Below are 8,324 nucleotides of genomic sequence, written 5' to 3' on the forward strand. Positions count from 1 at the left end.
GATTCGTGCAGGAGGCGTTCATCTTTGGCCTGCTGCTCCTTGCCGCGGCCGGGCTGATCGCCGGTCTGGTGGGCCTGCGGGGTCGATTGCGGCGACACGGCGTGGCTCTGGCCGGGCTGATCGTTCTTGCAGCCTTCGTGATGGTTCGCGCCGTCAGCTTTCATCACGTTGACCGCCTGATCGGTTTGAACCAGTTCGGCGTCAGCGGCAATTACCTGTTCGAGAATGCGGGCCTTGTGCTGATCGCGCTGAATGCCGTCGCCATCCTGCGACGCCCGCAATCGCCCGCGCCCCAGTGGTCGTGAGGCGACGCCGTTCATGCCGATGATCCGGACCACGCCGCGGCCTCAGACCGGCTGGGCCGCGAAGTCCCGGACATCGACCAGATGTCCGGCAACGCCCGCCGCCGCGGCCATCGCGGGCGACATCAGGTGGGTGCGGCCCCGGTAGCCCTGCCGACCCTCGAAATTGCGGTTCGAGGTTGCGGCACAGCGTTCGCCGGGGGCCAACTGGTCGGGGTTCATTCCCAGACACATCGAACAACCCGCAAGCCGCCATTCGAAACCGGCATCGGTAAAGATGCGATCCAGCCCCTCTTCCTCGGCCTGCGCGCGCACCAACCCCGATCCCGGAACGACCATGCCGCGCACGCCCTCGGCCAGCTTGCGCCCGCGCAGGATTTCGGCGGCGGCGCGCAGATCCTCGATCCGGCCGTTGGTGCAGGAACCGATGAACACGGCGTCGATGGCGATGTCGGTCAGCCTGGTTCCTGCCGTCAGTCCCATATAGTCCAGACTGCGGCGCGCGGCCTGAACCTTGCCGCCGCTGAAATCCTCGGGCGCGGGGACGGTGGCGTCGATGGGCAGCGCGTCCTCGGGGCTGGTGCCCCAGGTGACGGTGGGGGCGATATCCTCGCCGCGCAGGGTGAGGGTCTTGTCCCAATGCGCGCCGTCATCCGATCGAAGCGTGCGCCACCAGGCCAGCGCCGCCTCCCATTGTGCGCCCTTCGGGGCGTGGGCGCGACCCTTGACATAGGCAAAGGTGGTTTCGTCCGGAGCGATCAGTCCGGCCCTTGCGCCGCCCTCGATGGCCATGTTGCAAATCGTCATGCGGCCTTCCATCGACAGGTTGCGGATGACCTCGCCGCAATATTCGATGACATGGCCGGTGCCCCCCGCGGTGCCGGTTTCGGCGATGATCGCCAGCACCACGTCCTTGGCGGTGACACCGGGGGCGAGGCGTCCGGTGATCTCGACCTTCATGTTCTTCGACTTGGACTGGATCAGGGTCTGGGTGGCAAGCACATGTTCGACCTCGGATGTGCCGATGCCGTGGGCCAGCGCCCCGAAGGCGCCATGGGTGGCGGTGTGGCTGTCGCCGCAGACGACGGTCATGCCGGGCAGGGTCCAGCCCTGTTCGGGGCCGACGATATGGACGATTCCCTGGCGGATGTCGTTGACCGGGTAGTAGATCACGCCGAATTCGCGTGCATTCCGGTCCAGCGCGTCGACCTGGATCCGGCTCTCCTCGTTGTCGATGCCGTTTTCGCGGTCCAGCGTCGTGGGCACGTTGTGATCGGGCACGGCGATGGTGCGTCCGGGCGCGCGCACGCTGCGGCCCGTCATGCGCAGACCTTCGAAGGCCTGCGGGCTGGTCACCTCGTGGACCAGATGTCGGTCGATATACAGCAGACAGGTGCCGTCTTCCTGACGGTCGACCAGATGGGCGTCCCAGATCTTGTCATAGAGGGTGCGCGGTGCTGCGGCATGTTCGGTCATTGGCTTGGGCTTTCGGCTACGGGGCGGTTCAGGGCGCGACATGGCGTGGCTGCGGCGGGGGATCCGCCGCCGGTCACAGTCGGGCCGTCACGCAAAGCGTCTCGCCGAAAAAGCGCGAGGGCAGGCGCGCGCGGTCGTGGATGTCGAAATAGATGAACCCGGGCATGGCTGATCTTTTAGGACGCTTGCGGCGTTGACGCAATATCGCAGGCCTTGCCGGACCGTCTGTGCATCGGTCTAATCGAGCGCAGGAGGATCGCGCATGGACCAGGTCAGTCCCGACATGATCAACGCCGCGCAGGGTTTCTGGGCGAGGATCGTCCTGTTCTTCGAGATCATGCTGGTCCCGACACGGCTCTATCAGCTTGTCGCGGTGGCGGCCCTGCTGATTGTCTCGTGGCTTCTGGCCCGCGTCGCGTCGAGGTTTTTCACCGACTGGTTGCGCCACCAGGCAAACTGGCCGAAATGGCGATTGCGGCTGGGCCTTCTGATCGACCGGCGGATGACGCTGATCGTGTTCATGATCCTGGCCTGGGCCGTGGCGCTGGTGATGCGAGAGATCACCTGGCCGTCGCGCAGCCAGCTGATCGCGCTGGCCGCGACCATCGCGACGGCCTGGGTCGCGATCTTCTTTCTGGCGCGCGTGATCCGCAATCGCTTTCTGCGCCGCATCGTCAGCTGGGCCGCGTGGATCTGGGTGACGCTGTACCTGCTGGACCTGATCCAGCCGGCGGCGAATTTCCTCGACACTCTTGCTATCACCATCGGCGATCTGCGGTTGTCGGCGCTGGTGGTGCTGAAGGCGCTGGCGGTCACCGGGCTGATGATCGCCGGGGCGCGGATCCTGTCGCGCCTGATCACCGGGCGGTTGTCGCGGAACGAGGACATCTCGCCCACGATGCGGGTGCTGACAGCCAAGCTTTTGCAGGTGGTGCTGTTCAGTCTGGCCGTCATCGTCGGGCTGAAGGCGGTCGGCTTCGATCTGACCGGCCTCGCAGTCTTTTCCGGCGCGGTCGGCGTCGGCCTGGGCTTCGGTCTGCAAAAGGTCGTGTCGAACCTCGTCTCGGGTGTGATCATCCTGCTGGACAAGTCGATCAAGCCCGGCGATGTCATCAGCCTGGGCGACACCTTCGGCTGGATCGAGGAACTGGGCGCGCGCTATGTCAGCGTGGTCACGCGCGACGGCAAGGAATATCTGATCCCGAACGAGGATCTGGTGACCGGGCAGGTGGTGAACTGGTCCCACACCAACAATTTCGTGAGGCTCGACCTGAACTTCGGCACGTCCTACGGCGACGATCCCCACAAGGTCAGCGAAATCGCGATCAACGCCGCACTGACGGTCAAGCGGGTTCTGGCGCAGCGCCGTCCGGTCTGCTGGGTCACCGGGTTTGGCGACAGTTCTGTCGATTATGTGCTGCGCTTCTGGATCGGCGATGCCGAGGCGGGCCTGACCAATGTGCGCGGTCAGGTCTATCTGGCGTTGTGGGACGGATTCGTGGAAAACGGCATCTCCATCCCCTTCCCGCAGCGCGAGGTTCGCGTGCTGAACGAGGCGATCGGACTGCGCCGGGCGGGGCGGGAAGAGCCGGGACAGGGTCCGCTGGCGGCGGAATCCGGCCGCGACGATTGAGATGCGGCAAAAAGATGCTATCTTCAGACTACCTCTGCGCCGGGGGTGATCGGCGCGCTGACCGGAGGATACAACCCTGTCACAAGACGTCTCGCCGGCTGCCGGGCCGGCCGCGACCGCCGCGGATGAAGAACTGAGCAGCGATCAGCTTCTGAACCGCATCCTGTCCTCGCTGGAAGATGACAAGGCCGAGGATATCGTGACGATCGACCTGCGCGGCAGATCGGCCATCGCGGACCACATGGTCATTGCGTCGGGCCGCAGCGCGCGGCAAGTCGGCGCCATCGCCGAACATCTGGCCGAAAAGTTCAAGGCGGATACGGGGCGTTCGGCGCGGATCGAAGGCAAGGACGCGGGCGATTGGGTGCTGGTCGATACCGACGACGTGATCGTGCATGTATTCCGGCCCGAGGTCCGCGACTTCTATCAGCTGGAAAAGATGTGGATGCCCGCCGACGCGCTGAGCCGCGTCCGCCAGCCCGCCCATCCCGCGCCCTGAGGCGATGCGGATCGACATTGTCGCCGTGGGACGGCTGAAGAAGGCCCCCGAGGCGGCTTTGGTCGCGGATTACCTCGATCGCTTTGCAAAAACCGGTCGCGGCCTTGGCCTTCCGGCCGTCACCATGCACGAGGTCGAGGACCGCCGCGGCGGCGGGATGGCGGCCGAGGCCCTGTTGCTGGAACGAGCCATTCCGCAGGGTGCCGCGCTGGTCGCACTGGACGAGCGTGGCGATCAGCCGACATCGCCCGATTTCGCCGCCCGGATCGCGGGATATCGCGATGGCGCACGCGATCTGTGCTTCGTGATCGGTGGCGCGGGCGGGCTGGAATCCGGTTTGCGTGGCAGGTCCGAATGGCAGATCAGCTTCGGCCGCATGGTCTGGCCGCATCTTCTGGTCCGCGTCATGCTGGCCGAACAGCTGTATCGCGCCGCGACGATCCTGGCCGGTGCTCCCTATCATCGCGCGTGAAAAGGGGGGCGGTCTGCCCCCCGTCCCGTTCCGGGACTCCCCCCGAGGGTATTTCTGCAACCGAGAAGGACAGATCTGGCTGCGCCGGTCAAATCGCCGCGTTCGGGGGCTGGGGCCTGGATCGGTGGTTGTCGCATCGCGTGTGCGGGCGTAACAACGGGCGCAAAGGCGCAAACAAGGCGAGGCGCGAATGACCAAACCCGTGATCCTGTGCATCCTCGACGGCTGGGGTATCTCGGACCGGCCGGAACAAAGCGCGCCCGACCAGGCGCGGACGCCAAATTTCGACCGCCTGATGCGGCATTGCCCGCATGCGAGGCTGACCACTTTCGGTCCTGATGTGGGGCTTCCCTCGGGTCAGATGGGCAATTCCGAGGTTGGCCATACCAATATCGGCGCCGGCCGGGTCGTGGCGATGGATCTGGGCCAGATCGACCTGGCCATCGAGGATGGCAGCTTCTTTGGCAATGAAACCCTTGGCGGTTTCGTGGCGCGACTGAAGGAGACCGGAGGCAGCGCGCATCTGATGGGCGTCGTCTCGGATGGTGGCGTACACGGGCATATCCGGCATGTCCTGGCGGCCGCCAAGGCGGTGTCGGAGGCCGGCGTGCCGGTGGTGGTTCATGCGATTACCGATGGACGTGACGTGCCGCCGCAATCGGCCAAGGGTTTTGTCACCGACCTGCAGGGCAATCTGCCCGAGGGCTGCCGCATCGGCACCGTCATCGGGCGATATTTCGCAATGGATCGCGACAAGCGCTGGGACCGGGTCGAGCGGGCCTTTCGGGCCATCATGGCGGGCGAGGGCGAGGCTGCCGCCAGCGCCGATGCCGCCGTCGCCGCCGCCTATGGCCGCGAGGAGACCGACGAATTCATCAAGCCCTTCGTGATCGACGGCTATAACGGCGCCATGGACGGCGACGGGTTCTTCTGTCTCAATTTCCGCGCCGACCGCGCGCGCGAGATCCTGTCGGCCCTGGCCGATCCCGATTTCGCGGAATTCGATACCGGCGACAGGCCGCAATGGGCGGCGCTGCTGGGCATGGTCGATTACAGCGACCGGCACAATGACTGGATGGCATCGGCCTATCCCAAGCGGCAGGTGGTCAACACGCTGGGTGCCTGGGTCGCCGGCCGGGGGTTGCGCCAGTTCCGCCTGGCCGAGACCGAGAAATATCCCCACGTCACCTTCTTTCTCAATGGCGGCAAGGAGGCGGCCGAACCGGGCGAGGATCGCTTCATGCCGCAAAGCCCGAAGGTCGCGACCTATGATCTGGCGCCGGAAATGGCCGCCGCCGAAGTCAGCGACAAGCTGGTCGAGGCAATCGGCGCCGGCTATGACCTGATCGTGGTCAATTTCGCCAATCCCGACATGGTCGGCCATACCGGCAGCCTGCCCGCCGCCATTCGCGCCTGCGAGGCGGTGGACGAGGGTCTGGGACGGATGCTTCAGGCGCTGGATCGTGCCGGCGGCGCGGCCGTCATCATCGCCGATCACGGCAATTGCGAGACGATGATCAACCCCGAAACCGGCGGACCTCATACCGCCCATACGACCAACCCGGTGCCGGTGATCGTCTATGGCGGCCCTGACGGCGCGACGCTGCATGACGGCCGGCTGGCCGATGTCGCCCCGACCGTCTTGCGACTGATGGACCTGGACCAGCCGGCCGAAATGACCGGCCAAAGCCTGATCGAGACAGCATGATCGCGCGCCTGATCCTGATTTCCGTGCTTGGCGCGCTGCTGCCGGTGGCGCCGCTTTTCGCGCCATCGGCAATGGCAGCGAGTCCGGCCAGCGAGGCGGTCACCGATGCCAAGGACGCGGCGGCGCAGTTGCGGGCGGCCATCGGCAAGCTGGCCGAGGCGGTCAGCGCCGATGATCAGGTCACCGCGCTGACCGAGGTCATTCGCGGCTACGAGCTGGGTCTTGCCGCGCTGCGCGAGGGTCTGCGGCAGGCCAGTGCCCGCGAGGGTGAGCTGCGGGCGCGGTTCGAGGATCAGCGCGATCGTCTGGCCAGCGTTCTGGGCGCGATGACCGCATTGCAGCAATCGCCCGAAGCGACGATGCTGCTGCATCCGGCGGGCGCGCTGGCCAATGCGCGATCGGGGATGATCCTGTCGGACGTGACGCCCGGCCTGAAATCCGAGGCAGAGCGGCTGAAGGCCGATCTGGATGAAATCTCGACCGTGCGGGCGCTGCAATCGGCGGCGGCCGAGATGCTGGGATCGGGACTGGCATCGGTGCAGGAGGCGCGGCGACTGCTGGCCTCGGCCGTTACCGACCGTTCGACCATGCCGATTCGCTTTGCCGAGGCACCCGAGGAATTGCAGAAACTGCGCGATGCGGCCGAAAGTCTGGACCAGTTCGCCGCCGGGGTGGCTGGGATCGAGATGGATGTGGGCGCCCCGCGCGAGGATTTCGAGGGTGCGCAGGGCTCGCTGCCGCTGCCGGTGGTGGGCAGCGTGCTGCGCCCCTATGGCGAGGCCGACGCGGCCGGTGTCAAGCGGCCCGGCTGGGTGATCGCGACCGCGCCCGCCGCACTGGTCACGACGCCGTGGCCGGCCACGATCCGCTATCGCGGGCCGCTGCTGGATTACGGCAATGTGATGATCCTGGAGCCCGCGCGCGGCTATCTTCTGATATTTGCGGGCATGGCGCAGGTCTTCGGCGAAATCGGGGATGTGCTGAAGGCGGGCGATCCGGTCGGCCTGATGGGGGGCAAGGAGGCCCCGGAACAGGAATTCGGCGCGCAGTTCGTCGCCGATGCCGCGCGCGGCGGGGATGCAGGCCAGACAGAAAGCCTGTATCTGGAATTGCGCAAGGAACAGGAAACGCTGGACCCGGCGGATTGGTTCGTGCTGAATCCCATCGTCGAGCCGCAAGAGGATTGAGGCAGGAAAGGCCGTCATGAAACATTATCTGATTTCCGGCGTGGGCGGTGTGCTTGCCGGCGCGCTTCTGACCACGCAGATCGCCGGGCCGCTGGTCGCGCAGGAGGCGGGAAAGAACGCCTCGGTCTATGAACAGCTGGAATTGTTCGGCAACGTGTTCGAACGGGTCCGCGCCGATTATGTCGAGGCGCCCGATGACAAGAAGCTGATCGAGGCCGCGATCAACGGGATGCTGACATCGCTGGATCCGCATTCCAGCTTTCTCGCGGCCAACGATTACGAAGACATGCAGACCCAGACGCGGGGCAGCTTTGGCGGCCTTGGCATCGAGGTCAGCCAGGAGGACGGTCTGGTCAAGGTCGTCTCGCCCATCGACGATACGCCGGCGGCGAAAGCGGGCGTCAAGACCGGCGATTTCATCACCCATGTGAACGGCGAATCGCTGATGGGGCTGACGCTGGACGAGGCGGTGGACATGATGCGTGGCCCGGTCGGCAGCGATATCACCGTCACCATCCTGCGCGAGGGCGAAAAGGAACCCTTCGATCTGACCATGACCCGCGACACGATCAAGCTGACCGTGGTGAAAAGCCGCGTCGAGGGGCATGCGGTCATCCTGCGCGTCTCGACCTTCAATGATGAAACCTACGATACGCTGAAAACCGAACTGGACAAGGCGGTCAAGGAGGTCGGCGGCATCGACAAGGTGACGGGCTTCGTTCTGGATCTGCGCAACAATCCGGGCGGTTTGCTGAACCAGGCGATCAGCGTCAGCGACGCCTTCCTCGATGCCGGCGAAATCGTCAGCACCCGCGGCCGCAAGGTCGAGGACAGCGAACGCTGGAACGCGGAACCCGGCGATCTGGCCCAGGGCAGGCCGATGGTGGTGCTGACCAATGGCGGTTCCGCCAGCGCCTCCGAGATCGTGGCCGGTGCCCTGCAGGACCACCGCCGCGCCATCGTCGTGGGCGAGAAGACATTCGGCAAGGGCAGCGTTCAGACGGTCATGCCGGTCACGTCGGACAGCGCGATCCGGCTGACCACGGC

General features: G+C 65.8%; 7 protein-coding genes and 1 pseudogene. 7 read left to right on the forward strand and 1 reads right to left on the reverse strand.

The window, feature by feature from the left end:
* Positions 1-305: pseudogene (locus tag B4A72_RS05455) on the forward strand (hypothetical protein); the annotation flags it as partial.
* 42 nt (positions 306-347) lie between these two features.
* On the opposite strand, the gene leuC reads toward B4A72_RS05455, so the two are convergent.
* Positions 348-1,778 carry a 3-isopropylmalate dehydratase large subunit gene (gene leuC / locus B4A72_RS05460; RefSeq protein WP_292954687.1) on the reverse strand — a complete coding sequence of 477 codons (1,431 nt, stop codon included), beginning with the start codon at positions 1,776-1,778 and terminating at the stop codon, positions 348-350.
* Positions 1,779-2,040: 262 nt separating this feature from the next.
* Between leuC and B4A72_RS05465 the strand changes: the two genes are divergently transcribed.
* The 6 genes from B4A72_RS05465 to B4A72_RS05490 form a co-directional block, all read left to right on the forward strand.
* Entirely contained in the window at positions 2,041-3,411 is a 1,371-nt protein-coding gene (locus tag B4A72_RS05465; protein ID WP_292954684.1) for a mechanosensitive ion channel family protein, read from the forward strand.
* A 76-nt stretch (positions 3,412-3,487) separates the two neighbouring features.
* A complete protein-coding gene (rsfS, locus tag B4A72_RS05470; RefSeq protein ID WP_292978203.1) occupies positions 3,488-3,910 on the forward strand; it encodes a ribosome silencing factor in 423 nt (140 codons plus the stop codon).
* Positions 3,911-3,914: 4 nt separating this feature from the next.
* A complete protein-coding gene (gene rlmH / locus B4A72_RS05475) occupies positions 3,915-4,382 on the forward strand; it encodes a 23S rRNA (pseudouridine(1915)-N(3))-methyltransferase RlmH (protein WP_292954681.1) in 468 nt (155 codons plus the stop codon).
* Positions 4,383-4,572: 190 nt separating this feature from the next.
* On the forward strand, positions 4,573-6,090 hold the full coding sequence (gpmI, locus tag B4A72_RS05480; protein WP_292978200.1) for a 2,3-bisphosphoglycerate-independent phosphoglycerate mutase: 1,518 nt from the start codon (positions 4,573-4,575) through the stop codon (positions 6,088-6,090).
* Complete coding sequence (locus B4A72_RS05485; protein ID WP_292954675.1) at positions 6,087-7,277, forward strand: murein hydrolase activator EnvC family protein; 1,191 nt, start codon at positions 6,087-6,089, stop codon at positions 7,275-7,277. The genes gpmI and B4A72_RS05485 overlap by 4 nt, the downstream gene beginning before the upstream one ends.
* Before the next feature lie 16 nt (positions 7,278-7,293).
* A partial coding sequence (locus B4A72_RS05490) for a S41 family peptidase (protein ID WP_292978201.1) occupies positions 7,294-8,324 on the forward strand: 1,031 nt, incomplete at its 3' end.

The sequence above is a fragment of the Paracoccus sp. UBA5162 genome (assembly GCF_002413585.1).
In the GTDB taxonomy this organism is placed as follows: domain Bacteria; phylum Pseudomonadota; class Alphaproteobacteria; order Rhodobacterales; family Rhodobacteraceae; genus Paracoccus.